Origin of the sequence: Nereida ignava (genome assembly GCF_047114695.1) — a bacterium.
Taxonomy (GTDB): domain Bacteria; phylum Pseudomonadota; class Alphaproteobacteria; order Rhodobacterales; family Rhodobacteraceae; genus Nereida; species Nereida ignava.
Genome location: NZ_CP112885.1, coordinates 836,059 through 860,568, shown reverse-complemented (window position 1 = coordinate 860,568; position 24,510 = coordinate 836,059). Strand labels below are relative to the sequence as shown.

27 protein-coding genes are annotated in these 24,510 nt (G+C 53.6%); 11 read left to right on the top strand and 16 right to left on the bottom strand.

Annotated features, from left to right (window positions below):
• Positions 1–87 precede the first annotated feature (87 nt).
• Together OLX08_RS04175 and OLX08_RS04170 are read left to right on the top strand one after the other, a co-directional pair.
• Entirely contained in the window at positions 88–1,431 is a 1,344-nt protein-coding gene (locus tag OLX08_RS04175; RefSeq protein ID WP_391482677.1) for an MATE family efflux transporter, read from the top strand.
• A 53-nt stretch (positions 1,432–1,484) separates the two neighbouring features.
• A complete protein-coding gene (locus tag OLX08_RS04170) occupies positions 1,485–1,901 on the top strand; it encodes a VOC family protein (protein ID WP_391482676.1) in 417 nt (138 codons plus the stop codon).
• Here the strand turns inward: OLX08_RS04170 and OLX08_RS04165 are convergent.
• Both OLX08_RS04165 and OLX08_RS04160 read right to left on the bottom strand, forming a co-directional pair.
• Positions 1,898–2,302: a hypothetical protein gene (locus OLX08_RS04165; protein WP_391482675.1), complete on the bottom strand. Its 405-nt coding sequence runs from the start codon at positions 2,300–2,302 to the stop codon at positions 1,898–1,900. The two genes, OLX08_RS04170 and OLX08_RS04165, sit on opposite strands and share 4 nt — an antisense overlap.
• Before the next feature lie 12 nt (positions 2,303–2,314).
• Complete coding sequence (locus tag OLX08_RS04160; RefSeq protein WP_391482674.1) at positions 2,315–3,517, bottom strand: pyridoxal phosphate-dependent aminotransferase; 1,203 nt, start codon at positions 3,515–3,517, stop codon at positions 2,315–2,317.
• A gap of 75 nt (positions 3,518–3,592) precedes the next feature.
• On the opposite strand from OLX08_RS04160, the gene OLX08_RS04155 reads away from it, so the two are divergent.
• The 3 genes from OLX08_RS04155 to OLX08_RS04145 are packed head-to-tail and all read left to right on the top strand — an operon-like array spanning position 3,593 to position 4,873.
• On the top strand, positions 3,593–3,997 hold the full coding sequence (locus tag OLX08_RS04155; protein ID WP_341245965.1) for a helix-turn-helix domain-containing protein: 405 nt from the start codon (positions 3,593–3,595) through the stop codon (positions 3,995–3,997).
• Positions 3,994–4,314 carry a succinate dehydrogenase assembly factor 2 gene (locus OLX08_RS04150; protein WP_391482673.1) on the top strand — a complete coding sequence of 107 codons (321 nt, stop codon included), beginning with the start codon at positions 3,994–3,996 and terminating at the stop codon, positions 4,312–4,314. The genes OLX08_RS04155 and OLX08_RS04150 overlap by 4 nt, the downstream gene beginning before the upstream one ends.
• 55 nt (positions 4,315–4,369) lie before the next feature.
• A complete protein-coding gene (locus tag OLX08_RS04145) occupies positions 4,370–4,873 on the top strand; it encodes a MarR family winged helix-turn-helix transcriptional regulator (protein ID WP_391483169.1) in 504 nt (167 codons plus the stop codon).
• 128 nt (positions 4,874–5,001) lie between these two features.
• Here the strand turns inward: OLX08_RS04145 and OLX08_RS04140 are convergent, their stop codons facing one another.
• The 3 genes from OLX08_RS04140 to OLX08_RS04130 are packed head-to-tail and all read right to left on the bottom strand — an operon-like array spanning position 5,002 to position 7,962.
• On the bottom strand, positions 5,002–5,430 hold the full coding sequence (locus OLX08_RS04140; protein ID WP_048597757.1) for a VOC family protein: 429 nt from the start codon (positions 5,428–5,430) through the stop codon (positions 5,002–5,004).
• Positions 5,431–5,468: 38 nt separating this feature from the next.
• The gene (locus OLX08_RS04135; protein WP_391482672.1) at positions 5,469–6,800 is read right to left on the bottom strand and encodes a surface lipoprotein assembly modifier; all 1,332 of its coding nucleotides are present in this window, start codon (positions 6,798–6,800) and stop codon (positions 5,469–5,471) included.
• Positions 6,801–6,849: 49 nt separating this feature from the next.
• Entirely contained in the window at positions 6,850–7,962 is a 1,113-nt protein-coding gene (locus OLX08_RS04130; protein ID WP_391482671.1) for a hypothetical protein, read from the bottom strand.
• 183 nt (positions 7,963–8,145) lie between these two features.
• Here OLX08_RS04130 and thyX point away from each other — a divergent pair, with 183 nt between their 5' ends.
• Entirely contained in the window at positions 8,146–9,057 is a 912-nt protein-coding gene (thyX, locus tag OLX08_RS04125) for an FAD-dependent thymidylate synthase (protein WP_341245961.1), read from the top strand.
• A gap of 502 nt (positions 9,058–9,559) precedes the next feature.
• On the opposite strand, the gene OLX08_RS04120 is transcribed toward thyX, so the two are convergent.
• Entirely contained in the window at positions 9,560–9,766 is a 207-nt protein-coding gene (locus OLX08_RS04120) for a cold-shock protein (RefSeq protein WP_048597761.1), read from the bottom strand.
• Between the two features lie 144 nt (positions 9,767–9,910).
• Between OLX08_RS04120 and OLX08_RS04115 the strand changes: the two genes are divergently transcribed.
• On the top strand, positions 9,911–10,228 hold the full coding sequence (locus OLX08_RS04115) for an arsenate reductase family protein (protein ID WP_391482670.1): 318 nt from the start codon (positions 9,911–9,913) through the stop codon (positions 10,226–10,228).
• Here OLX08_RS04115 and OLX08_RS04110 read toward each other — a convergent pair.
• The 7 genes from OLX08_RS04110 to OLX08_RS04080 form a co-directional block, all read right to left on the bottom strand.
• Positions 10,225–10,761, bottom strand: coding sequence for a DoxX family membrane protein (locus OLX08_RS04110; RefSeq protein WP_391482669.1), 537 nt, complete (start codon positions 10,759–10,761; stop codon positions 10,225–10,227). The two genes, OLX08_RS04115 and OLX08_RS04110, sit on opposite strands and share 4 nt — an antisense overlap.
• The gene (locus OLX08_RS04105; RefSeq protein WP_391482668.1) at positions 10,758–11,513 is read right to left on the bottom strand and encodes a DUF2063 domain-containing protein; all 756 of its coding nucleotides are present in this window, start codon (positions 11,511–11,513) and stop codon (positions 10,758–10,760) included. Before OLX08_RS04105 ends, OLX08_RS04110 begins: the two co-directional genes overlap by 4 nt.
• A complete protein-coding gene (locus tag OLX08_RS04100) occupies positions 11,510–12,376 on the bottom strand; it encodes a DUF692 domain-containing protein (protein WP_391482667.1) in 867 nt (288 codons plus the stop codon). Before OLX08_RS04100 ends, OLX08_RS04105 begins: the two co-directional genes overlap by 4 nt.
• Before the next feature lie 72 nt (positions 12,377–12,448).
• Entirely contained in the window at positions 12,449–12,739 is a 291-nt protein-coding gene (locus OLX08_RS04095) for a DUF2282 domain-containing protein (RefSeq protein WP_048597764.1), read from the bottom strand.
• Positions 12,740–13,011: 272 nt separating this feature from the next.
• A complete protein-coding gene (gene thrS, locus OLX08_RS04090) occupies positions 13,012–14,964 on the bottom strand; it encodes a threonine--tRNA ligase (protein ID WP_391482666.1) in 1,953 nt (650 codons plus the stop codon).
• A gap of 176 nt (positions 14,965–15,140) precedes the next feature.
• Entirely contained in the window at positions 15,141–15,998 is an 858-nt protein-coding gene (gene yghU, locus OLX08_RS04085; RefSeq protein WP_391482665.1) for a glutathione-dependent disulfide-bond oxidoreductase, read from the bottom strand.
• Between the two features lie 125 nt (positions 15,999–16,123).
• A complete protein-coding gene (locus tag OLX08_RS04080; protein ID WP_391482664.1) occupies positions 16,124–16,858 on the bottom strand; it encodes an ArsR/SmtB family transcription factor in 735 nt (244 codons plus the stop codon).
• 157 nt (positions 16,859–17,015) lie between these two features.
• On the opposite strand from OLX08_RS04080, the gene OLX08_RS04075 reads away from it, so the two are divergent.
• The 3 genes from OLX08_RS04075 to hisD all read left to right on the top strand — a co-directional run bounded on the left by OLX08_RS04075 (position 17,016) and on the right by hisD (position 19,542).
• Complete coding sequence (locus OLX08_RS04075) at positions 17,016–17,300, top strand: hypothetical protein (protein ID WP_391482663.1); 285 nt, start codon at positions 17,016–17,018, stop codon at positions 17,298–17,300.
• Complete coding sequence (locus OLX08_RS04070; RefSeq protein WP_391482662.1) at positions 17,293–18,048, top strand: alpha/beta hydrolase; 756 nt, start codon at positions 17,293–17,295, stop codon at positions 18,046–18,048. Before OLX08_RS04075 ends, OLX08_RS04070 begins: the two co-directional genes overlap by 8 nt.
• Before the next feature lie 168 nt (positions 18,049–18,216).
• Positions 18,217–19,542 (top strand): histidinol dehydrogenase, encoded by a 1,326-nt coding sequence (gene hisD, locus OLX08_RS04065; protein ID WP_391482661.1) that lies wholly within the window; start codon positions 18,217–18,219, stop codon positions 19,540–19,542.
• Positions 19,543–19,648: 106 nt separating this feature from the next.
• Here hisD and OLX08_RS04060 read toward each other — a convergent pair whose 3' ends face one another.
• The 3 genes from OLX08_RS04060 to OLX08_RS04050 are packed head-to-tail and all read right to left on the bottom strand — an operon-like array spanning position 19,649 to position 22,700.
• On the bottom strand, positions 19,649–20,068 hold the full coding sequence (locus OLX08_RS04060) for a hypothetical protein (RefSeq protein WP_391482660.1): 420 nt from the start codon (positions 20,066–20,068) through the stop codon (positions 19,649–19,651).
• Positions 20,065–21,723, bottom strand: a complete 1,659-nt coding sequence (locus OLX08_RS04055; protein ID WP_391482659.1) for a hypothetical protein — start codon at positions 21,721–21,723, stop codon at positions 20,065–20,067. The genes OLX08_RS04060 and OLX08_RS04055 overlap by 4 nt, the downstream gene beginning before the upstream one ends.
• Positions 21,720–22,700 (bottom strand): membrane dipeptidase, encoded by a 981-nt coding sequence (locus OLX08_RS04050; RefSeq protein ID WP_391482658.1) that lies wholly within the window; start codon positions 22,698–22,700, stop codon positions 21,720–21,722. The genes OLX08_RS04055 and OLX08_RS04050 overlap by 4 nt, the downstream gene beginning before the upstream one ends.
• A gap of 163 nt (positions 22,701–22,863) precedes the next feature.
• Here OLX08_RS04050 and OLX08_RS04045 point away from each other — a divergent pair, with 163 nt between their 5' ends.
• Positions 22,864–24,441, top strand: coding sequence for an ABC transporter substrate-binding protein (locus tag OLX08_RS04045; RefSeq protein ID WP_391482657.1), 1,578 nt, complete (start codon positions 22,864–22,866; stop codon positions 24,439–24,441).
• Positions 24,442–24,510: the final 69 nt, after the last annotated feature.

Here is a 24,510-nt window from a genome sequence, read left to right as displayed (position 1 = left end):
CGTGGGCATCGGGGGAAGTGCGTCTCGTTCATCTGGACAGTCAGATTTTTGTTGCAAGGCCCACTGGGATAGATCAACGGTTTTGCGATGAACGCATCCGCACATCTTAGCGCTTTGTTGCGCCTCGGCATTCCGTTGATTGGCAGTTTTCTGGCGGGCTTTTTGCTGGGACTGACCGACACGATTATGCTGGGCTGGTATTCGGTTGAGGCACTGGCCGCGGCCACGATTGCGGGTAGCTTTTTCATGACGCTGCAGGTTGTGGGCTCGGGCTTTGCATGGGCGGTCACGTCGCTGGTGGCAGAAGCGGACGCGAGATCAGATACGGTTCAGGTCCGCCGCGCCACGCGCATGGGAATGTGGTTGTCCGTTGCATTTGCGGCTGCCGTGATGCCGGCGCTTTGGTTTTCGGAAGGTTGGTTGATCGGGCTGGGCCAAACCCCTGAGGTCGCATCAGGCGCGCAAACGTATTTACGTATCGCGGGGTGGGGGCTTTTTCCTGCACTGCTGGTGCGGGTTTTGGCAAGCTATCTAAGTGCCGTTGACCGCGCAGGGCCAGTGCTGTGGGTCACTCTTTTCGGGGCAGCTATTAATGTTGTGTTCAACTACGCCCTGATCTTTGGGAATTTGGGCTTGCCGGAACTTGGCATCCAGGGGGCAGCGATTGCCTCAGTTTTGGTCCAAGTTGCGATGCTTGTCGTCTTTATGGGCTATGCCCAACGGGTTCTGCCGCACTACGATCTGTTCCGCAGCCTGTGGAAAATTGATGCGTCTGCGTTGCGGCAGGTTTTTGCATTAGGCTGGCCGATTGCGCTGACGTCCTTGGCTGAGACGAGCCTGTTTACGGCGGCGTCCACAATGATGGGTTGGCTTGGTACTGATGCTTTGGCCGCACATGGCATCGCACTGCAGGTGGCCACGGGCACGTTCATGGTTCATCTGGGCCTGTCCCAAGCCACGACTGTCCGCGCCGGAAACGCCGTTGGTCGCAGGGATGCGGCGGGTTTGATCTTGGGCGGTAAAGTCGCCGTTGGTGCGTCTTTTGCGTTTTCCGCGGCGACAATGGTTGTGTTTTTTGGCGTGCCAGATTTGTTCGTCACAGCGTTTTTGGATCCCGATGATCCGGCCCGTGATGTGATTATCCCGATTGGGGTGTCGTTGATTTATATGGCAGCGCTGTTTCAGTTTGCAGACGGGCTGCAGGTTATCTGCTTGGGCCTTTTGCGCGGTGTGCAAGATACCCGTGTGCCCATGTGGCTGGCGGCGCTAAGCTATTGGGGGCTTGGATTGCCCGCAGCATATGTTCTTGGATTTGTCTTGGACTTTGGCGGTGTTGGGGTATGGGCCGGATTGATCGTTGGCTTGCTAGGGGCGGCGGTTTTGTTGGTTTGGCGATTTACAGCGCGGCGCGGCGTCTACATCACGGCGTGACGGCGCCCTGAACTGGGGCTAGGCTGCGCGCACTTATTTGAGGAGCGTTTTCGATGAAGCTTGAATTCCACCATATCAATTTTGTGTCCCGCGACGTTGACCGCATGCATGATTTCTACACTGGTCTGCTGGGGCTTGATGACATTCCTCAAGATAATTTTCCGCGCACGGATGAGACTGAAGAGGCGGGCTACAGTGGTTCAATCCGCTTTGCCACAGATGGTGGGATGCAGATGCATCTGGCCGAGCGAAACTTGGATGTAGCGTTTAAGAACGGCCAAACCATCAACCCAGTGGACCGGGGGCACATCGCATTTCGAACTGATGATATCGCGGCCTTTTTGAAGCTTTTGGATGCGAATGATGTGCCGTACTCAGATTACGGAACGGCCTTTGCCAAGGAATGGCATCAGGTGTTTTTTCACGATCCCGAAGGCAATGTGATCGAGGTACACCAGCAGGTGGGCTAGTCTTTGCCCACGATGCGATCTGCTTTTTTGCGCACCAATACGCTGCGCAGGTCGTGCATGGCGAGTAGCAGCGCGTCGGTTACTTCCTCAAGCTGATCGTCACTGGCTTTGGATTGTGCCCATTGTGCAGTCAGGTTCAGACTGTCAATCGCACGGTGGATGTCATCCATATCACGGGCTGCGAGCAACTCTTGACGCTCTTCCATCCATTCACGGATCACCGCAAGATCAGCCTCGCTTAACTCACGGTCGCCTTGCGGTTTTATCTCGCTGTTGCGAATGTTGAGAACCGCCAGCGGCTCCATTTCGATGCGCCGTTGACGGTTTTCTGCGTCCACCCGAAATACCTGCGCGCCGTTTTCACGGATGCGGAAATAGTACTCGGGTAGATCGCTACTCATAAGGTCTCTCGCTTAGCTTAGGGCTGCGCAGAAAGTCTGGATACGCGTGCAGGCTTCTTTCAGGTTCTCGTCTGACGTAGCGTAGCTGACGCGGAAGTTTGGCGAAAGTCCGAATGCTGCACCGAACACCACGGCCACCCCTGTGTCTTCCAAAAGCGCGGTCGAGAAAGCCTCGTCGTTTTCAATGACGGTGCCCTTGGGTGTAGTTTTTCCAATCAGACCGGCGATGTTGGGATATACATAGAACGCACCTTCGGGTGTGGGGCAGGTAACGCCGTCAATTGCGTTCAGCATGTCCACAACCATGTCACGGCGGCGTTTGAAGACCACGTTATGCTCGGGCAAAAAGTGTTGTGTGCCGTTCAGTGCCTCAACGGCGGCCCACTGGCTGATAGAGCAGGGGTTCGATGTTGATTGCGACTGCACTTTACGCATCGCTTTGATCACGTTTTCTGGACCCGCCGCATATCCGATGCGCCATCCGGTCATCGCATAGGCTTTGGAAACGCCGTTGCATGTCAGGGTGCGATCATAAAGCTTAGGCTCTACTTCCGCAGGGGTCGCAAATTTGAAATCATCATATGCCAGATGCTCGTACATATCGTCTGTCATGATCCAAACATGCGGATGCTTTAGCAGCACGTCTGTGAGTTTTTTTAGCTCATCCGCTGAATAGCCCGCACCCGTTGGGTTTGAGGGTGAGTTGAAGATAAACCATTTTGTTTTAGGCGTGATCGCTGCTTCAAGCTGTTCCGCAGTGATTTTGAAGTTGTTCTCAAGGGTCGCTTCAACGGCCACGGGTGTGCCGCCACCCAGCAAAACCATATCTGGATAGCTGACCCAATATGGGGCGGGGATAATGACCTCGTCGCCTTCGTTTAGTGTTGCCATGAAGGCGTTATAAAGCGTCTGCTTGCCGCCAGTGCCCACGCTGATCTGTGCGGGGGTGTACTCAAGTCCGTTGTCGCGTTTTAGCTTTTCACAGATTGCTTGCTTCAACTCAGGAATGCCGTCGGGGGCTGTGTATTTGGTTTTGCCTGCGGCGATTGCTGCAACGGCTGCGTCTTTGATGTTTTGCGGAGTGTCAAAGTCCGGTTCACCTGCACCAAGGCCGATCACATCCATGCCTTTTGCCTTCAACTCACCAGCAAGGGTCGTCACGGCAATCGTCGGTGACGGTTTGACGCGATCGAGTGTTTTGGACAGAAAAGACATTGTAGGCTCCGTTTTGCTCGGTGATAAGAATGTGTTAGAACGATTAAAATATCCCTTAGACGGAAGAGGCATGTAATGGAAGATGTGACACAGCAAAACGAAGATTGGTTTAGCGAGGACACCTCTACTTTCGGGGATCGTCTTGCCGGCGCGCGTGAGGCGGCTGGCATGACCCAAGCACAGCTGGCCAAGCGCCTTGGTGTGAAACTAACCACAATGCAATCGTGGGAGGAGGATCTGTCCGAGCCGCGCGCCAACCGGTTGACCATGATGGCGGGCATTATCGGCGTGTCTTTCAGTTGGTTGTTGAACGGCGAAGGCGAGGGTGTAGAGGCCCCAGATATGGGGCAGGATTTGCCTGACGGTGTTGATGAGTTGTTGTTGGAACTTCGCGCCATCAAAGCACGGATCTACCGCGAAACCGAGCGAATGGGCATTGTTGAAAAGCGCCTGCGCGCAGCGATTAAGGCTGGCACATGAGCGAACTCCCCCAAATTCCACAGCCGATCCCGCCTGCCGACGAGCCGCGTGAGACGCAAATCAAGCGTCTTTACATGCGCTCAATCCGGCGGGGCATCAAAGAGATGGATGTCATTTTGATGGACTATGCGGATAGTAAACTGCGTGAAATGACCGACGGTGAGTTGGCCACATATGATGCGCTATTGGCTGAAAATGACCACGATCTGTATCAGTGGATCACGGGTCAGGTCGAAACACCGCCTGCATTTTTGGATATGATTTCAGAGATTTCCGCGCATATGCTGAAAGATGGCTGCGTTTTAACCGGTAATTAGCGATTGGTCTCTAAGCCTTGCGCAACATTTAGTTGACGGAGGCACGGCCATGAGCATGCAAGGAAATCTTCCCGGATCGGGCATTACCCAGCAAAAAGACCCATTTGCCTCAAGTTACCTTGATGCGTTGTCACTGGTGGAGCGGCTGCATAGGCTGCTCCTCGATGTTTTGAAAGACGAGTTTGAGCGGGTTGGCTTGCTCGACATCAACGCTGTTCAGGCGCTGCTGTTATTCAACATCGGTCATAATGAAGTCACCGCCGGAGAGCTTAAATCACGCGGGTACTACCAAGGCAGTAATGTAAGCTATAATCTCAAAAAACTCGTTGAGATGGGATATATGCACCACCAGCGGTGCGAAATCGACCGTCGCTCAGTTCGGGTAAAGCTATCTAAGAACGGCCGGCATGTCTGTAAAGTGGTAGACGAGTTGTTTGCACGCCACGCAGATGGTCTACAGGCGCATCAGGTGCTTGATCTTGAAAGCCTGGATGACATAACGCATGGCCTGAAACGCGTGGAACGTTATTGGACTGATCAAATCCGATACATCTATTAAGTGTTGGCTACGTCCACTTAGGCAAAAGGAGCGCGGGATGTCCGCACTCCTTTGATTTCACATTAACGAATGTTCAGCAGAACCAACCTGACGTTAGTCGCAGTAGGGCTGGTTAGAACGTGGTGTCTTTACCAGTGACCAGTATTTTTCATGCTGGCCCATGGTTCTGCAGGCGCCAACGCCTCACCTGCTTGTAGCAATTCAATACTGATATTGTCTGGTGAGCGAACAAAAGCCATGCGCCCATCATGGGGCGGGCGGTTTATCGTTACGCCGTTATCCATAAAATGCTGACAGGCTTCGTAGATGTTGTCTACGCGGTACGCCAGATGTCCAAAATGGCGGCTATCTGAAGGCAATTCATCATCGCCATCCCAATTGTAGGTCAACTCAACTGGCGTTTCTTCCTGACCGGGGGCGGCCATAAAAACCAGAGTAAAGCGCCCCCCTTCGTGGTCAGTGCGGTGCGTCTCTTTCAGGCCTAACAGCTCGAAAAAAGCCATTGATGCCTCGAGGTTTTTCACGCGAACCATCGTGTGCAGGTAAGTTAAGGCCATATTTTTGGCTCCTTCGCTTTGAGAATTCAAATTGCCGATCAGAAGACCGACGCTATCCCCAATGATACACCTGTTTGCCGGATATCATAGCGGTTGATGTTTGATCCAGTCCTTGAGGCGGACAGAGTTACTAGCGGTGCAAATCCGTAGAGATTGATCTTTTCCAGTAAAAACTGCGCGCGGATCCCCGCTTGCGTGTCTTTGCGGCTGTTGGGGCCAAAAATGCTGACGACTTGTGCATAATCACGCTGACCAAATGAAACGCCAAATTCCGCTGTGGCTCCAAATATCGGTTTCGCTGGGGCGTAGGTGATATTTGCGGACAGGCTTGAGTGCTCAATGAGGGCTGAACGTGACGCTGTGTTTGAAATGCTTGCTGACCAGCTTAGGCGTGAACCACCCGCTAAGGTCTGTATTCTTTTCAGCGTTGCCGAGGCCACAGTCGAGGACCGCTCATCGGCGTCTAGCCTTTCATTGCGCGTAATTCCCAATCCAATTGCGCCAGTCGCCGCGCTCCCCCAGCGAAAGCGCCGCTCTGCTTCTACTTTTGCAAAATTGGTCAGCCTTTCGCCGCTGTACCAGTTTGCGCTAATTTCAAATCTGAGGGTGTTGACTGCATTTGCTGTGGGCTTTGCGTCGTAGCGCGCGTCAATTCCAAGCTCATAAAATGCAAAGTCGCTTGGGCGCGCTTCAGGGGCTTGGGCTTTTGCGGAATCTGAAAGCCGGTAATTGATGGCGTTCAGCCGCGCCCCAAAAGACAACGCGCTACCGTCATTTGATGGGCGTTTGTGACGAAGCTTTAGCCCGTAAGAAATTTCGGTTCCGGAAAGCGCAAGGCTGGCACCGCGTGCAGCAATTTCGATCCCGTTGAAAATTAGGCTGTCTGACTTGGGGGCGTTGTTGATGTTGCTGTTCGGTCCTGCGCGAAATTCCAACTCAAAAGTAAGCGGGTTTGCTCGCGCAACTTGCGCATAGTTTCTGGCAAGTGCCGCTTGTTGCGCTGCACCACGCGCAAAAGGTTCGGCACGTCTTAGCCAAATTTGGGCGCGGGTATGTTGCCCATCACGAAGATGACTTTCAGCAACAAGTATCGCCGCTGCAAATTTCTCTGACCCGATTGCGGTTTTGCTGAACGCTCTTTTGGCAGCAAACCGTGCGGCAGTGGACCGACCCATTAAACGCTGAGCTGCCGCCAGTGAAAAAAGTGCTGAAACATCGTTAGGGTCGGCACGCAAAAGTCCAAGTGCCACCTCACGTGCGGCGCGCGGCTCGGATTGATTAACCAAGGTTTGCGCAAATACCCGTGCTTCTTCTTTGCTCAGACGTAACTGACCGGCGCTTTGAGACATCACTGTTTGGGGTGTGCTCATGGCGAAAGCCAATAGGCAAATGCACAATAAAACAGGGTACCTCACCACGTCACGGATCGCGGTTGACGCTGTCTGTGCTGAAAACACCAACTTCACGGGCGTTGAACTCTGAACTGAGCACAATCGTATCGGTTTCACGTTCAACCAAAGTAGCACCCGCAGGCAGCTGGAATGCGAAGTCTGCGATGACTTGGCCACGCCCAATACGTTCACGGACATCGCGCAAATCATTCGGCAGACTTGTTTGAGTAAAGAGCTGTGCTTGTCCATCAATGACCTGCGAATATGTGACCGTATCGAACCCCACACGCTGAATACCTGCGACACCTTCAATCTTTATGAACCCTGCAACGGCTGCGGCATCTTCGCCGTTAAAGCCGCCGTCATAGATACCGCTGTCGCGCGGGTCGCCTTCAAAGGCAGTTCCGGCCTCGGCTTCGTTGATTTCTCCATCACGATTAAATTCAGTGTCCACAAGCAATACATTAGGTAGCGCACTTGGGATCGCAGCGCCGCCACCAGGGGCAGCACGTTGCCTATTTGTAATTACGCCGCGCAGGGTGCCGCCAATGTTTTCGACCACATCAATATCTGCAAAATCGACATCAATGCGGATGTCACCGGTCACCAGTTCAATCCCGCCGCGCCCCTGATCAAACGTGCGGTACCCCGCATAATCGCCCGCGTAGGTGTAGGTGGCAACGCCCGGTAGGGTGATCGTGTTGCCGATGCGCCGAAGGTTCGCGCCGCCATAGCCAAAGCCAAGGTAATCGCCTGAAGCAACCGAAGTTGCTTCGTATTCGAGTGAGCGGATGAAGACGGCGTAGTAGGTGTCAAAAGGTTGATCGCCTGCGCGCTCGTTTCGGTATTCGATGGTGCGCGCGTTAATCTGTTGAACCTGCTCGTAAATACCGCCCGTTATGTCAGAGTTGTCGAACGGAAGGTTATTCAGGACCAACTGATTGGTTGTTTCATCAAAATCGACTGAGTTTAGAATGAGGTTCTCGGATGGGCTGAATAAAAAGCGGTTGTCTGGCGTGGCTTCTGCACCGGTGTTTGGGTCGCTTGTGGTGTCTTGTGCTGGAATGCTGTCGATGATGAACGGGTTCGTCCCGTCACCGCCACATCCCAAAAGTGGCGCAAAGCCAAGGGTTGCAATCATCAATCGCGGAAAAATACCCAACATTTCAACCCTTACACTGGCAATCACTACACAGCCCGATAGTCTAATTTCTGGTGATTTAAGTCAACAAGCCAGCGGCGAAAAACCCCAGCATATGGGCGTTTATTGATGGGCAGTTCCCAGATATAGTGATGATGCGAATCTGGACAGAAAGACAACACCATGCCTGTAACGCCCGAGCAACAAGCCGAAATCGATGCACAACGCGCTATGCGTCACCAAACAGCGCGCGCCACAGTGCCTGGTATGGAAGCACACTTGTATGAGGCGAAACCTGTTCTGGATCACGGCTTTATCCGCGTCATTGATTACATGGGCGATGATAACGCAATTACACAAGCGGCACGAGTAAGTTACGGTAAGGGCACCAAGTCAGTTCAAAATGACGAAGGCCTAATCCGGTATCTGATGCGCCACTGGCACTCAACGCCGTTTGAAATGTGTGAGATCAAGCTGCACGTGAAGTTGCCGGTTTTTGTAGCTCGTCAATGGATCCGTCACCGCACAGCGAACGTTAATGAGTATTCTGCGCGCTATTCAATTCTTGACCGTGAGTTCTATATCCCCGCACCCGAGCATCTTGCAGCGCAGTCTGTGATTAACAACCAAGGTCGCGGCGAAGCACTTCAGGGGGATGAGGCGGCACGGGTGCTTGAATTCCTGAAAGCCGATAGCAACCGCGCTTATGACCACTACGAAGAGATGATCAGTGAAGATGGCCAGCAAGGATTGGCACGAGAGCTTGCGCGGATGAACCTGCCTGCCAATATTTATACCCAGTGGTATTGGAAAGTGGACTTGCACAATCTTTTCCATTTCCTGCGCCTGCGCGCAGACAGCCATGCACAATATGAAATACGTGTTTACGCCGATGCGATCTGTGATGTGGTCAAAGACTGGGTGCCTTTTGCTTATGGTGCGTTTGAAGATTACCGTATGGGCGGCGCACAGTTGTCTGGTCGCGGCGTTGAGTGTTTGCGCCGTATGTTGTCAGGTGAAGAAGTGACCCAAGAAACATCCGGCATGTCCAAGGGTGAGTGGCGCGAATTCATGGCGATCGCTAAGCCCGACTAGGCCGAGCGTCGCAGTTTTGGAAACAGACCGTTTCCGTTGTAGAGTTTGACCTATGCGGTGCAACGCGGCACCTTAGGAATGTTAACGAGTAATGCGCGTCAGTGCAGAGAGTTGCTATGATCAAAACAATTGCAATATGTGCCGGACTGGTTTTTACAACGACCGTCGCAGCATCAGCGGGAGACCGTGTTTACCGCTATGACAGTGCTGCCAACTATTGCCCTGCGGGTTTGCAGCCAGTCACGATTAGTGGTGTTATTTGCTGCGGTAAGCCAAATGCTGGAAGCTATCAGCAGGCGATGATGCACCCTGTTTCGCACGCTCGGAAGCGGCACAAACACGTGATCACGCACAGCCATGTAAAGCGCCACAGCCATGTCACATATCATTCGCATGGTGGGACTTCGCACAGTCACTAGGTACAGGTACCCCGTTGAAAACAAAAAAGCCCGCTACGATCAATCGTTGCGGGCCTTCGGATTTGGTAACGCGTGGTTGTCAGTTACAGCAGAACCAACTCACCAGCACTCTCGCGGCCATCGCGACCTGAAATCATTTCGTACTGAATTTTTTGGTCGTCGTTCAAGCCGCGCAAGCCAGCGGCTTCAACAGCCGAAATATGAACAAAAATGTCTTTGCCGCCATCATCCGGTGCGATGAAGCCGTAACCTTTTGTTTGGTTGAACCATTTTACGGTGCCAGTAGCCATCCGCTATCTCCTTAGTGTCGAACCGCGCTTGGCGGCAATCGTGATTTTATTCAAGCGGTGCGCCGCTGGAACGAACTGTGTAATGAATGAGCTAGCACCGTAGTTTGAAAATCAAGTAACAAGAATGCAGGAGCTTCGAAATAAATGACCATCACTATTTACGGGATTAAGGCGTGCGATACGTGCCGCAAAGCGCTCAAAGAGATTGAGGGTTCTGTGCTGCACGATGTCCGTGATGCTCCGCTAAGCGAGGCACAGCTTAAGGTTTTCCACGACCTGTTTGGTGAAAAGCTGTTGAACACGCGCTCAACCACGTGGCGCGGCTTGTCGGAAGAGGAGCGTCAGATCGCACCGACCCAGCTGTTGCTAGCGCATCCCACATTGATGAAGCGACCGATTATTGTGTCCCAAGACCATACAACAATTGGTTGGGATGCGGCTGCGAAGGCAGTTTGGCTTTAGACGACGGTGCGCTTTAATAACCGGTCTACTGAAAACGGACCGGCACCGCGTACAACCAAAACGAGCAACACAAAGACCCAAAGGGTGCGCTGATCCATGATCAACGCGCCCGAAGCTTTATCAAACCATGCGCCAAGATCTGCCCCGCCCACACCATGTCCGGTAATGTCGACGATGGATTGTACCAACACAAAGCCGATCATACCAATTGCTGCGAGGCGTGTCAGAAGGCCAATGATAATAAGAAGTGGCAGGATGTATTCCGCGTATGTCCCCGCCATCACAACCACCCAGTGAAAAACTCCGAGTTGTGACGTATCATAGCCAGCAGCTTCAACAGCTTTGGGGAATATCTGGATGTAGCCGCCATCAGATGGGGTGAGAAAGCCGTCAAGTTTTGTGCCCGCTGATGCCCAATAATATTGCAGTAGCACAGCGCCAAACACGAACCGCGCCAACGTGGGGGTGATGATGTTACCAGCGGCAGAGAGACGCGCAAAGATCGCGTTATGCAGAGAGATAAGCGTATTCATGTCAGGGGGCTTTCTGTGATGGAAGTGATCGCATTGCCTGCCAGCAGCGCACCAAGGGCTGCGGTTAGGTCAAAGTCGGGTGCTGCGGCTAGAGCCGTGTCGTGGGCGGTGCCGAAGTTATGTTCTGCGAGGGCGCCAATAAAGGTCGCCGCACCAACACCAAGTAGATGTGGCACTGGGTCAAATTCGGCGCGGGTTATCAAGACAGCTTGGCCTCCCGCACCGTTGGGCGGTTCCGCATCCAACATATTTGCCGCCCAGATACTGTAAATAGGCCACCTAGAGCGTAAGATCTGGACCGCTGGCGCCAGCGTAAAATACATACTCATTAACGCGTCTGGCTCAATTGAGCTGATCAAGTCAGCAGCAATTGGGCGCGTATCTGCCGCGTGGTAACTTCTGCGCATGGCTAACTCGAGACGTGCCACATCGGGCAGGTAACCAAGCTTCGCTGCGGGGGCAAAGTTGGTCAGAAACGCAGGAAGTTCTGCACCATAATGCATCATCAGTGGGCTTTGAGGGGGATGTTTGCGAATGAAAATGCTGGCCATAGCCGTGAAAAAATCATCGCCGACTAGCTTGTGTACAACTGGAAACCCTTCTTTCAGGGCGTTGGTCAGGCTAACTGCAACGTTGTTGCGATAGACTGCAAAGCGTTTGGGGGCCGTTTCGCCTTTTGGATCGATCAATCCCGCAGGTGTTACTGCTTTTGGATCAAGCAACGCCTGCGTGAATGCATCTGGGGAAATCATACGGGGACCGCTGTTTGCAAAGCGGTTTTGGCGCGTGCGGCCTCGGCTGCTAGCACGGGCCATTCGGGCACATCTGTATCCCATTCTATCAGCACTGGCTTCGGTCCACCCGTGCGCAAAACATGATCTAGCAGTACCCAAACGGGTTCGGCCACCTCACGCCCGTGGCTATCAATAAGCAACGGCGCGCCGTGGTCATCAAGATCGTGGTCATGGCCACCCATATGTATTTCGCCCACATGAACCAGCGGAAATGCGTTTAAATACGAGAGCGGGTCTGTTTGCTGGTTGGTGGCTGAGATGAATACATTGTTTACATCCAGCAGCAGTCCGCAGCTGGTACGCTCGACCAGTTCTGCCAGAAATTCTACCTCAGGCATCTGGGTTTCTTTGAACGCGAGATAGTTAGATGGATTTTCCAACAGCATCTGACGGCCCAGGGCATTTTGCACCTGATCGATATGGGCGGCGACTGTGGTCAGCGTTTGGTCTGTGTAGGGGAGGGGCAATAGGTCGTTTAGAAAGCCCATGTCATGGGTCGACCACGCAAGATGTTCTGAAAAACTTGCGGGATTCACGCGGTCACAAAGCTTCTGAAGCCGTTTCAAATGCGCAGGATCAAGTGGCCCTTCCGAGCCAATAGACAGCCCAACACCGTGAATGGAGAGAGGGTATTTCGCGCCAAGTGCTTCAAGCTGTGCAAGGGGGCGCCCGCCGTCACCCATGTAGTTTTCGGCGTGTACTTCAAGCCAATCGACCGCGCCGTCGGATGCCATAATCTCGGAAAAATGCTGCGGTTTATACCCCACGCCAACGCCGTGCGGCAGCTTGGCAAAATCGGAGGTGTTGGAGTGGTCAAACATGAAGAAACTTTCGGCGATCTTTAGAATGTACACGCGCAAGTTAGTCCCCCGCGCGTGTACCAGTGTATCAGATTATGCCGGCAGGTCACGCTCAAGCGGCTCAAGTGACCCCATGCGGTCGCCGTCAACTTCAAGGGTGTCACATGTGCCAGCCGCAACAAGTGTCCATGCGTTGCCTTGATAATCAACTGTTGAGGTGCCTGCGCACGTTGTACCAGGGCCTGCGGCGCAATCGTTTTTGCCTGCAAGCGATACGCCGTAGCATTTCTCTTTTGCGCCGGCGGCCTCAGAAACGGTTGCGTGAGAGGTCAGCGCTGCTGCGATAGAAGCGGCTACTGCGAGTGATTTTACTGTTGTCGACATGTGAACGTCCTTTCAAGAGTGTGTGTCAAGGTCCCTAAAACATCAGGAATGACTTCAGATTGCGCTTGAAGGCGATAAGTTGCCACTCACGGGCGCGTGATGCACGGTGCCGTGATCTGTCGTTATGGTTCGTGCCACGCTTTTGCGCCAATCGGGGCTGTTTGTGTCAGTGCAAACAGCAAAAAGCCGCCCCGTGCATGCACATGAGGCGGCCTTTGTAACATTTACAGTCGTCAAATTGAGCACATCTCTGTGCAATGACTACAGATGTTTCAGCTCCGTAAATCGGGCGGTGTTGCGTCTTTGGCAAGCTGTGGAAGGGTCTCTGCGAAACTTTGCACAGACGTCTGCTTTTCACCGAGGCGGCGGATTGAGACGGTTCCTTCTTCAACTTCGCGGGCGCCAACCGCCAAGATCACGGGCACTTTACCCAAGCTGTGTTCGCGCACTTTGTAGTTGATTTTCTCGTTGCGAATGTCTGCTTCAGCGCGGATGCCGGCTGCGCGCAGTTCCTCAACTTTTTGCAACACATAGTCATTGGCGTCCGAGATAATCGCTGCCACAACAACCTGACGAGGGGCCAACCAGAACGGCAGTTTTCCAGCGTGCTCTTCGATCAAGATGCCGATGAAGCGTTCAAAACTGCCCAAAACGGCGCGGTGCAGCATAACGGGGCGGTGACGTTCGTTGTCAGAACCTACAAAAGTTGCATCAAGCCGTTCCGGCAAGTTGGGGTCAACCTGCAGCGTGCCGCATTGCCAGTTGCGGCCGATGGCGTCGGTCAATGTGAACTCAAGTTTCGGGCCGTAAAACGCGCCTTCACCCTCCAGAAGTTCATAAGCGTAGCCTGCGTTCTGACATGCATCACCCAATGCGGCCTCAACGCGGTCCCAGCTTTCGTCCGATCCGATCCGCTTTTCTGGGCGGGTAGAGAGCTTGATTGTCCAATCTGTAAACCCGAGGTCGGCGTAGATTTCAGCAAGAAAGTCGATGAACTTCTTGGTCTCTGCTGTGATGTCGTCTTCGGAACAGAAGATGTGCCCGTCATCTTGTGTGAAACCGCGCACGCGCATGATGCCGTGCAGTGCGCCTGAAGGCTCGTAGCGGTTACAGCTGCCAAATTCTGCCATGCGAAGTGGAAGGTCGCGGTATGACTTCAGGCCTTGGTTGAAGATCTGTACGTGACACGGGCAGTTCATCGGCTTCAGTGCGTTGACAGCTTTTTCACGGGCGTGTTCTTCGTCGACTTCAACGATGAACATGTTCTCTTGGTATTTGTCCCAGTGGCCTGAAGCTTCCCACAGCTTGCGGTCAACCACTTGCGGTGTGTTCACCTCAACGTAGCCGCCACCACGCTGTTTACGGCGCATATAGTCCTGCAGCAATGTGTACACCGTCCAGCCGTTAGGGTGCCAGAAAACCTGACCTGGCGCTTCCTCTTGCATGTGGAACAAGTCCATCTCGCGGCCCAGTTTACGGTGATCGCGCTTTGCGGCTTCCTCAAGCATGTTGAGGTATTTGCGCAGGTCCTCTTTGTTTTGGAATGCCACGCCGTAGATACGTTGTAGCATTGCGCGGTCGCTATCGCCGCGCCAGTAGGCACCCGCCACAGACATCAACTTGAACGCATCTGCGGGCACTTGACCTGTGTGTTGCAAGTGCGGGCCGCGGCACAGGTCTTGCCAATCGCCGTGCCAATACATCCGAAGCGGCTCATCGCCCGGGATCGCTTCGATCAATTCAACTTTGTAAGGCTCCCCGCGATCTTCGTAATATTTGATCGCAACGTCGCGCTCCCAGACTTCGGTGCGCACTGCGTCCCGCAAGTTGATGATCTCTTTCATCTTCTTTTCGATGGCACCTAAGTCTTCGGGTGTGAAGGGTTCTTTGCGGTCAAAATCGTAATACCAACCATTGTCGATAACTGGTCCGATCGTGACTTTGACGTCTGGCCAAATCTCTTGAACTGCGCGCGCCATGATGTGCGCCAGATCGTGACGGATCAACTCAAGCGCAGGCTCGGCGTCTTTCATGGTGTTGATGGCAATCGCCGCGTCGGTGTTGATGGGCCATTGTAGGTCCCAATGTTGGTCGTCCACAGTTGCGGAAATAGCCTTTTTACCAAGGCTTGTGGCGATAGATGTCGCTACTTCGGCGGGTGTGACGCCTGCGTCGAAGCTGCGCTGTGATCCATCAGGGAGGGTGAGGGTGATTTGGGCGCTCATTGGCGTGCCCTTTCGTCAGTTTCGCGCCTACAAAAGCGCGCGGTTGCGGGTGGGGTTCGGCGCCGTTGTGCCGTTTGTTGCCAAAATCGTCAAGCGCGGGTTTCGGCTATGCCGTGAGGCTGTGCGCGGCGCTGCGCCAAGACTACAGCTGGCGCAGCGCAGAAACGTATTGGCGGCTAGTCTTGCGCCAGCTTGTCTTGGGTTTTCGTGTCAAAGTCTGAGGCGTCGTGGCGCTCATGCAATTGGTTTTCTGGCTCGCCCCATGCACGGTTTACCTTGTTGCCACGCACATAGGCAGGGCGCGCCATGATGTTTTCCGCCCAGCGGGTCACATTGGTATAGCTTGCCGCATCCAGAAACTCCTGTGCGCCGGGGTAAACCAAGTCTTTGACCACTGCGCCGTACCACGGAACCGTTGCAATATCCGCAATCGTGTACTCATCGCCTCCCAAATATTCACGGTCTTCAAGGTTGCGTTCAAGCACGTCGAGTTGGCGTTTAGCCTCCATCGTAAAGCGGTTGATGGCGTATTCGAATTTTTCAGGTGCATAGGCGAAAAAGTGGCCAAAGCCGCCGCCCAAATAAGGTGCTGAACCTTGCAGCCAAAAGAGCCAGTTCAGCGTCTCGGTCCGTGCCTCGATATCTTTTGGGAGAAACGCATCAAATTTCTCTGCAAGATACAAAAGGATTGCACCGGACTCGAACACCCGCACGCCGGTGTCTTTGTCAAAAAGCGCAGGAATTTTTGAGTTGGGATTTACGTCTACAAAGCCGGTAGAGAATTGATGGCCTTCTTGGATGTTAATCAACCACGCGTCATACTCAGCGCCCGTGTGACCTGCGGCCAACAGCTCTTCGAGCATTACTGTGACTTTGACGCCGTTCGGTGTTGCCAGTGAGTGAAGTTGCAGCGGGTGTACGCCACTTGGCAAATCTGCGTCATGGGTGGGGCCCGCGATGGGGCGGTTGATTGAGGCAAACTTGCCTCCGGATGCGCTGTCCCATGTCCAGACTTTTGGGGGCGTGTAACTCATGTGCGACCTCTTGGGGTTGTGACCAGCCGGTTGGCCGGTGATGATCTTTGTCCAAGACCTAACCCGTTGTGAGCGGACTGCAATGGGGCAGGCGCAGCGTTTGGATGAACTTACGCTTGCCTACGTCACGTCGCGAATTGTGATGTGCCGTGGGTCAGAAAGGCATTCAAGTTGGTGATATACCGCGCCCATGCTTCGGGCATCGCGGTGTCTGACGTGCCCAACTTATCGTGCGCGATCGTAAGCCGTGTGTGACCTCCGGCGTCCTGAAGCGTAAATACCACCAGCGATATGTGTGTTTCGCCGCCCCAAAGCGGGCGAAAAGACTGCTCAAGCCGGCGCTCAGGATCAACGTTTAGGTCAATCGTTTCAAGCAATGTTGCCCCGTCACTTGCGTGGTGGGTCAGTCGTGTGCTGTCACGCAGAACTTGACCTGTGATGAAGTGATAATGTGGGATTTCATCTGGATTTATTAGCGCTTGCCAGACCCGCTTTGGCGCTGCCTTAAGCGTGCAAGACATCTCAAAATCCGGCGTGTGATCGGGCAGGGCGGCTTCGGCTAGATGTGGTTTAAGGGTCATAACATCACGAACGGATGGATGAATACGCATCGGGTCAAGCCATGTATCAAGCGCATCAAGAAGCGCCAATGGGGTAAGGGTGTGATACTTGAACCGCCCTTTCTTTTGGGTCTGGATGAGGCCTGCAGCAGTCAAGACTTTAAGGTGTTTCATCACGCCGAAACGGGTCATATCAAGGCGTTCTTCAAGGGCAGTAAGCGTTTGACCGTCTTGATCAAGAAGTGCGTGCAGCAGTGCACGACGTGAGGGGTCAGCGATGGCTTTGAATATGTTGTCCATTTGTAGTGGATACGCTTAGTGCACACAGGTGACAATATAGTCACAAGATAATCCAAGTGCGCTTTTGGTTTAGTAGCATTACGCGCCTGCTTGCGGTTGAACTTACGCGGGAAAGTCTTAGCCTAGGGCGTATGACAATGAGTTGGGGCGCTGTGCGATGAATAAGATTTTAAGCCATAACATGTTGAAGGGTGCAGTCGCATTCGGTCTGTGCCTTGGCCTGACAGCTTGTGGCGAAACCTCGGGTAGTGTCGCAGGGACATCCCCAAGCACACCGGCGAGTATCTCTAAAAAGGCCGTACGTGCGCTTCCCGAAGGTGTCGGCGCGTCATCGCTCTATAAATCGCCTAACGGGTGCTATTCGGTCAGCCGTCGTGGAAGTGACGGGGCCTATCTTGAGCCGTTGATTGACCCGCTATCCGGAGTTTTGGTCTGTGACTAAGCCGTCTATTTGGCAGGCCCCCACGGGCCGCAAAATTGCCTACCACCTGACCGAAGGCAAAGGGCCTTTGGTCGTTTTCTTGGGCGGCTTTATGTCTGATATGTCCGGCAGCAAAGCAGTTTATTTGCAAGAATGGGCCGCACGTTCAGGCCGCGCGTTCTTACGATTTGACTACTCAGGGCACGGTGTTTCAGAGGGCGCGTTCGTTGATGGGGCAATCGGTGATTGGTACGCTGACGCCGAGGGTTTGATTGCTCATGTCAGTTCTGGTCCTGTTGTCCTTGTCGGTTCATCAATGGGCGGCTGGATTTCGTTTCTAATCGCGCGCGCAGGTTTGGTGGATGTCGCGGGCATGGTCACCGTCGCGGCGGCCCCTGATTTTACCGAGGACGGATTTTTCGCAAGCTTTGATGCGCCAGCCCGTGAAATGCTTGAGCGCGAAGGTGTCGTGCATGTTCCGTCGGATTATGGCGCGCCATACCCGATTACCAAACGCCTGATCGAAGATGGCCGCAACCATCTGGTGATGCGTCGGCCTCTGGAATTGCCATTCGCATTACGCATGGTTCAGGGCACCGAAGATGCATCAGTCACGCGGGAAACTGCACTTGGTTTACTGGATCATGTCAGCTGCGAAAATGTTCGGCTGATGCTGGTCCGTGGCAAAAATCATTCGTTTAGCGATGATGACTGTCTCAAGATTATTGAGCAACAAATCGAAGACGTATTGGGCCTTGCCCGCTTGTGATTCTGTAACTTCAAGACCGCATTGATTAAATGAGCGCTTCACGTGCCCTGTAACTGCTTGGCTGCACACCACTTTGCATACCTTTGCAAAAACTGCTTGAGCCGCAGACGGAACGCTCTATTGTCACGCGAAAGGTGACATGACGCCAACCAAATTGGGGGACCTAAAATGGCTGAATATCTTAAGCGCGGCAAATCAGCAGAAGACGTAGCGGCTGATGATAAGCAGACCCGTGACATTGTTGAGGGCATCTTGTCCGATGTCGAAGCACGCGGTGATGCGGCGGTGCGCGATTTGTCCGTCAAGTTTGACAACTATTCACCAGAGCGTTTTGCCCTGAGCCAATCAGAAATCGAAGCAGCCATGTCAAAACTGACTAGCCGCGAGATTGACGATATCAAGTTCGCCCAAGCGCAAATTCGTAATTTTGCCGAAATTCAACGCGCCTCAATGACGGATGTTGAGGTCGAGACGATGCCGGGTGTTGTGTTGGGTCACAAAAACATTCCGGTGCAATCCGCGGGTTGCTATGTGCCCGGCGGCAAGTTCCCCATGATCGCGTCTGCGCATATGTCCGTTCTGACGGCTAAAGTGGCGGGCGTGCCGCGCGTTGTGGCGTCAAGCCCGCCCGTGAATGGTGAGCCCCATCCAGCTGTTGTGACTGCGATGCATTTGGCAGGCGCTGATGAAATCATGATTTTGGGTGGTATTCAGGCTGTCGCCGCTATGGCCATCGGTACTGAAAGCGTGAAGCCTTGCGACATGATCGTAGGGCCGGGCAACAAATTTGTGGCGGAAGCCAAGCGTCAGGTGTTTGGTAAAGTGGGTATTGATTTGTTTGCAGGCCCAACTGAAACCTGCGTGATTGCCGATGATACTGTGGACGCGGAAATTGTGGCCACGGATATTTTGGGTCAGGCCGAACATGGCTACAACAGCCCCGCAGTTTTGATCACAAACAGCCGTAAACTTGCTGAAGAAACACTGGTTGAGATTGAACGTTTGCTCGAGATTTTGCCAACACGCGACACGGCACGCGTGAGTTGGGAAGAGTACGGCGAGGTCATTTTGTGCGACAGCTACGATGAGATGTTGAAAGTCTCTGAAGAGATTTGTTCCGAGCACATCCAAGTCATGACCGACCGTGACGAATGGTTCCTGGGAAACATGACCAGCTACGGCGCGCTGTTCCTTGGACCTCGCACAAACGTCGCAAATGGTGATAAAGTTATCGGTACAAACCACACGCTGCCAACCAAGAAGGCGGGTCGCTATACTGGTGGTCTTTGGGTTGGTAAGTTCTTGAAAACGCATAGCTATCAGCGTGTGCTGACGGATGAAGCTGCGACCCTTGTGGGCGAATATGGCAGCCGCCTGTGCATGATGGAAGGCTTTGTTGGTCACGCCGAACAGTGCAACGTGCGCGTGCGCCGCTACGGTGGTGTCAACGTTCCCTATGGTGGCGCAGCCCCTTACCGCGACGCGGCTGAGTAAGTTGAGGTCGCTCAAAAAAATCTAATAAAAAGGGCGCTCCGTTTGGGTGCGCCCTTTTTGTATGGGGCCAATTTTACGGAACAACGACCATTCATCGCGCACCAGTTTAGTCGTTGTCAGTCAAGCCCGCGCCCGCACCCGCCAGCCGTGACGCATCGCTTGCGGGGACATATGTTTTTGCGGCCAGCGTGTTGAGGTACGCGTTGAGCCCGTCAGACATCATAATACGCCGGATCGTAGGACGCGCTGTTGCTGTCTGAAAATAGCTCAGCGCCAGTCCCGTAAAGACGCCACATCCATCCGATGTGGGGTCAAGTAGGTCGTCCATCACGACAGGTAGTGTTGTGATTGGGCCAACAGGATCGTTCAATGCGTCGAACAAGTCGCCTTCGCCTCGTGACGCGTAAAGATGCAGGGCCGCTGCTGTGCCAAAATCACGGGCTTGAGCGACACCAAACCCTGCACCGCGGGCAGCTTTTTGAAGCAACATGCTTGCTTCATTTGCTGATTTAGAGGAACCGCTCATGATCCAAATGTTGGCAGCCACCAGTCATCAGCAGCACTAAGTTCATTTGCAAGCGGCGCGCCTTGGCAGAGTGTTACGCGGGTCCAGCGGTCAGACTTTGGATCAAATTTTGAGGCTCCAAAAAATGATAACTTACACCGCAACATATCAATTGGCAGGCATGTGTCGGCAATAAGGTTATCGCGGATTTCAGAATAAGGATGTTTGTCCAGACATTGCACCCGTTCGACAGCAAAGCGGTGTTCTGGATGTATGGCCAAAAACGCAGTCAATGAGCCGGACGCAGGAAGGTCTTTGGCCAAAGCCGCAACGCGGCGCGCAATATCAAGGGGGCTTTCAAGGTCAGCGCCATCTTCTTCGTGACGGTTGCCAAGGCGGGGTTCTAATTTCTCTTCCGAGACGTACCAAAATTGTGCGCATTCGTCCCGTGCGTTGTAGTCGCGCGCAGTTGCCCAAGCCCAGTCTCGATTGATCAGCGCATGTAGCTCTGAGGTGTCGCATGGTGTCAGGCGGGGCGGGCCGAACGGGTCGGCCATGCACTCTTCCAGCCCGTCGACCAAGTCACCAAACGGTTCGATGATCATGGCGCAGAGCAACTCTTGCGCGTCCTCTGATAGGCCTTCGGCTTGCTGTAAAAGCGCCTCTATCGGGAAAGTTTTTTTGGCCGCTTCATGCCATGCTTCGCTATTAAGGTAGTCAACAATCGCTTCCCATTCTGATCGCAGGGTCGATATTCGCGTTGCGGCGATGGCATCGGGGACAATCCATTCTGAAAGGTGCTTTGCTGCGCGCTTGGCAAGGTTTTGCAACGTTACGGCAGCACCGTCAGGCAGCTGTTCTAATGCCCTGATACGGGCCAGTGCTGTCTCGCGGACCATGATCCAATTGTTCAGCAAAACAGGATGCGTGACTAAAAACGGGGCCATCCCAAGCCCTGTGGAATTGCCAATCCCAAGGTGACGCTTAAGATGCGCATCAAGGGGGGCTTGGCCCACGTGTTCGACCAACAGATGCGTGAAATGCCGGATCAGCCAAACAGTGAGCATTTCTGCTTGGAACGGGCCCGAAAGCCCATCGCGTTCTGCTATGTCAGCGCGATCCGCGATCCCGAATTTACCGTTTCCGTATACGGCCGTTGTGCGCATCAAATAGCCTGTCTCGCGAACCATTTGCTCATCTGGCTGCAGACCTGCCTGAAGGCGTTCAACCACGTGCGACCAAAGCCGCACAGATTTGTTCGCACGGCTTAAGACCAAATCAGAAGCGGAGAAGCGCGAGGCTTCCTGATGGGGTGCCGTGGCTACGATGCGGTCGATTTCGGGTTGGGATGGGATGCCGTCATAAAGGACAAATGCTGTGTCCCACGCCGTTGCAATCACGCGGTCGGTGCGTGCATCCGGATCAAGTTCAGTGCTGACAGCAACGAGGGAGTAGACGTGCCCGCCAAGCGGCACGCTAATGACTGCGTAGCCGTATCCATCCGTGCTCATCTGCCAGACGGGGCAGGTCACAGTTGCATTTTCGATCGAGAGCCTGCGCAACAGCGTGCGCAGAAAAGATAATCTTGTGGGGAATGATGCACCCAAACGGCGCAGGCGCATCACGTCCGATGCGGGGCGCAGCTTAGCCTGTGGTGGGGGTGCGAAATCCTTCATGCAGGCCCAAACGCGTCAGCATAAAAACGATGCCAATTCGCGCCCATGATGCCGTCCACTTCGCCGGTTGTCATACCCGTCGCAAGCAATCCTTGCCGAATGTTGTCGAAGTCTCTGTTGTCTTTGAACCATGCTGGCATTGGGGGGAAACCTGCATCGGTGGCACTCCCCTCGCCATAGTCAATGACCTTAGACCATCGTCCTACACGCATCCATTCGACAACGCTGTCGGGTTGATCTTGGCAAAGGTCCGTTCCGATGCCCAAATGCTCGGCACCGTATTTTGAGGCAGCTTCTGCGATCATTTGGCAAAAACTTTCCAGCGTGCATGCAGGGCCGCCGCTAAGGTGGTGGGGGTAAATCGAAAAGCCCAACATGCCGCCAGCAGAGGTAAGCGCGCTAAGAACCTCGTGGGACTTGTTGCGTTTTGCCGCATGCCACCAAGCGGGGTTTGCATGGGTGATCGCAATGGGGCGGGTCGAGTGATCAATCGCCTCAAGAGTCGAGCGATCAGCGCTGTGCGACATGTCGACAACCAAACCAACGCGGTTCATTTCGGCAATGGCCTGTTTGCCAAAGCGGGTCAGGCCCGTGTCCTCGTCTTCATAGCAGCCCGTCGCAAGCAAGGACTGATTGTTATACGTCAGCTGCATGAACCGCACGCCAAGTTGGTGGCAAATCTCAATCAAGCCAATGTCATCTTCGATGGGCGACGGGTTTTGAAACCCAAAGAAAATCGCTGTGCGGCCTGTCTCCATTGCGCGTGTCACATCTTGGGCGGTGGTGCCGCGCATGATAAGATCGCCACATGTCTCAAACCAGCGGTTCCATGCTTCAAGTTGCAGAACCATTTCACGAAACGACTCGTGATAAACGATGGTGACATGAACAGCATCAACGCCGCCTTCACGCATCTGTTCAAAGATGCTGCGGGACCAGTTGCAATATTGCAGGTTATCAATCAGAGGCGTTTTCATAACTGCCACAAAAACGTGCAACTTGCGTTCTGTCCAGTCTATTTGCGACAGTTCGTGAGTTTGAATTGCCGTCATCCTGTTTGATCGATTTTGGGCCCACAAGCCTCTTGCCATTTGTGCCGCCAAGTCATTTGATGCTCGGGTAACTTTGGGAGACGATTACATGAAAACGACTACCGCTCTTTTTGCTGCCACTCTTTTGGCGTCTACCTCGCTGGCCTCAGCCGAGAGTCTGCGTTGGGCGCGTGCTGGTGACAGCTTGACGCTTGACCCCCATGCGCAAAACGAAGGTCCAACACACACGTTGGCACACCAAATCTATGAACCACTGATCATTCGTGACACAGCCGGCGCGTTCCAAGCTGCCCTCGCAACCGAGTGGGCGCCCAAAGAAGGCGACGCAAATGTTTGGGTCTTCAAGCTGCGTGAAGGCGTGACTTTCTCTGACGGCTCTGCCTTCACATCAGAAGATGTTGTGTTCAGCTTCGAGCGTGCAAAATCCGAAAAGTCAGCCATGAAAGAGCTGCTGACATCCATCGTCGAAGTACGCGCCGTAGACGACATGACTGTTGAATTTGTCACCGATGGTCCAAACCCGATCCTGCCCAACAACTTCACCAACCTGTTCATCATGGACAAAGGCTGGACCGAAGCGAACGGTGTTGTAAACGTGCAAGACATCGCCAACGGCGAGACAACATTTGCCGCAACAAACGCAATGGGCACAGGTCCATACACTCTTGAAAGCCGCGAGCCTGACGTCAAAACCGTCCTAAAAAAGCGCGATGGCTATTGGGGCGCAGATGAGTTCCCACTGGAAGTGACTGAGATCGTTTACACACCAATCCAAAACGCCGCGACACGTGTTGCAGCGCTTTTGTCAGGTGAAGTCGACTTTATCCAAGACGTACCGGTACAGGATTTGGGCCGCGTTGATTCATCAGACGGCCTGAGCGTGAAAACAGCGCCACAAAACCGCGTGATTTTCTTTGGTATTGATCAGGGCAAAGCGGATCTGGAAAACGACAATGTAGAGGGTGCAAACCCACTGGCTGATGTCCGCGTCCGCCGTGCGATGTCTATGGCGATCAACCGCGATGCGATCAAACAGGTTGTTATGCGTGGCCAGTCACAGCCAGCAGGCATGATTGCACCGCCATTCGTTAACGGTTGGACTGCTGAAATGGACGGCGCATCTGCGACGGACGTTGAAGGCGCAAAAGCGTTGATGGCAGAAGCTGGCTATGCAGATGGTTTCTCCATCCAGCTGGATTGCCCGAATGACCGCTATGTCAACGACGAAGGCATTTGTCAGGCGTCCGTTGGTATGCTGGCGCAAATCGGCATTACAGTTAACCTTGATGCGAAACCCAAAGCTCAGCACTTCCCGCTGATCCAAAACGGCGAGACAGAGTTCTACATGTTGGGTTGGGGCGTTCCGACATACGATTCCGAATATGTGTTCAACTTCCTGACACACTCACGTTCCGGCGATCGTGGTTCTTGGAACAACACAGGGTTCTCTGATGCGGCGATTGATGCAAAAGTTGTATCCCTTGCCTCTGAAACTGACCTTGCCAAGCGGAACCAAACCATTGCCGATATTTGGGCCGTGGTTCAGGAAAACCAGCAGTACATCCCGATCCACCACCAAGTGTTGAACTGGGGTATGAGCGATGCAGTTGGCACAGAAGTGTCTCCTGAGGATGATCCCAAGTTCAAGTTCTTCACAATGAACTAAAAAACGGACGCGGCTGAAACACCATCAGCCGCGTTTGTTTCTGGTATCATAAACAGCAAACGGCGGCCT